The 1,274-nt window shown below is 70.6% G+C and carries 1 protein-coding gene; it reads left to right on the plus strand.

Annotated features, from left to right (window positions below):
- Positions 1–125: 125 nt before the first annotated feature.
- Positions 126–1,274: efflux transporter outer membrane subunit (locus tag U858_RS0133110; RefSeq protein ID WP_025141356.1), on the plus strand; the 1,149-nt coding region annotated here is incomplete at its 3' end.

Here is a 1,274-nt window from a genome sequence, read left to right on the forward strand (position 1 = left end):
GCCGCGCAGGGTCTGGCGGACGCCAACCTGTCCGAATTGTCAGGGAGCGGACAGCGTGCGGTCCCGCTGGGCTTTCTACAGTAGGGCCGTACTGACTGTCAGCCGCGCGGGCGGCGCCGAGAAAAATGAACACAGGCAAGCGGATAGCGCCCAGGCGGGCGGCGGTGGGGCTGGCGGCCCTGCTGGCCCTGGCCGGCTGTGCGGTGGGGCCGGACTATCAGCGTCCGGCCATGGACCTGCCGTCCGGTTACAAGGAATCGGGGCCATGGAAGACGGCCAATCCGGGCGTGATCGACGGCCGGCAGCCCTGGTGGGAGGCCTATGGCGATCCGACCCTGAATGATCTGATCGTGGCGGCCAACGCGGCCAACCAGACGGTGCAGCAGGCGCAGGCGCAATACCGCCAGGCGCGGGCGGCGGCGGATGCGGCCCGCGCCGGGTTCTGGCCGACAGTGGGCGCGAATGTGTCGGCGCAGCGTGCGCGGGCCAAGAGCAGCGGCGTGATCGGGGTGTCCAACAGCTACGCGGCGGCGATCGATGTGTCGTGGGAGCCGGACCTGTGGGGCGCGGTGCGCCGCCAGGTCGAGGCGAGCGACGCGTCGACCCAGGCCAGCGAGGCCAACCTGGCGGCAGCGCGGCTGAGCATCCAGGCGGCGCTGGCGCAGGACTATCTGCAACTGCGGGCGGTGGACCGGGAAAAGGACTTGTATGCCCGTACGTTGCAAGCCTACGAACGGACGCTGAAACTCACGCGCAGCCAATACGACGCGGGGGTGGCCCTGCGGTCTGACGTGGCGCAGGCCGAGGCACAGCTCAAGACTGCCCAGGCCCAGGCGATCGATCTGAACGTGTCGCGCAACCAGTTGGAACACGCCATTGCGATCCTGACGGGCCGGGCGCCGGCGCAGTTCAGCCTGGCGCCGCTGCCGGCCGGGCAGCCCTGGATGTTCCGGGTGCCCGAGGTGCCGACCGGCCTGCCGTCGGATCTGCTCGAGCGGCGCCCCGATATCGCGGCGGCCGAGCGCCAGGTGGCATCGGCCAATGCGGGCATCGGCGTGGCCCGGGCCGCGTATTTCCCGTCGCTGGTGCTGTCGGCTGCGGGCGGTTTTGGCGCAGCCAGTTTCGCGCAATGGTTCAACGCGCCGGGCCGGGTCTGGTCGCTGGGGGCGGCCCTGGCCGAGACGATATTCGACGGCGGCCTGCGCAAGGCTCGGGACGCCCAGGCGGTGGCGGTGTTCGATGCAAGCTCGGCCCAATACAAGCAGACGGTGCTG

The sequence above is a fragment of the Achromobacter sp. DH1f genome (assembly GCF_000633435.1).
In the GTDB taxonomy this organism is placed as follows: Bacteria; Pseudomonadota; Gammaproteobacteria; order Burkholderiales; family Burkholderiaceae_B; genus Achromobacter; species Achromobacter deleyi.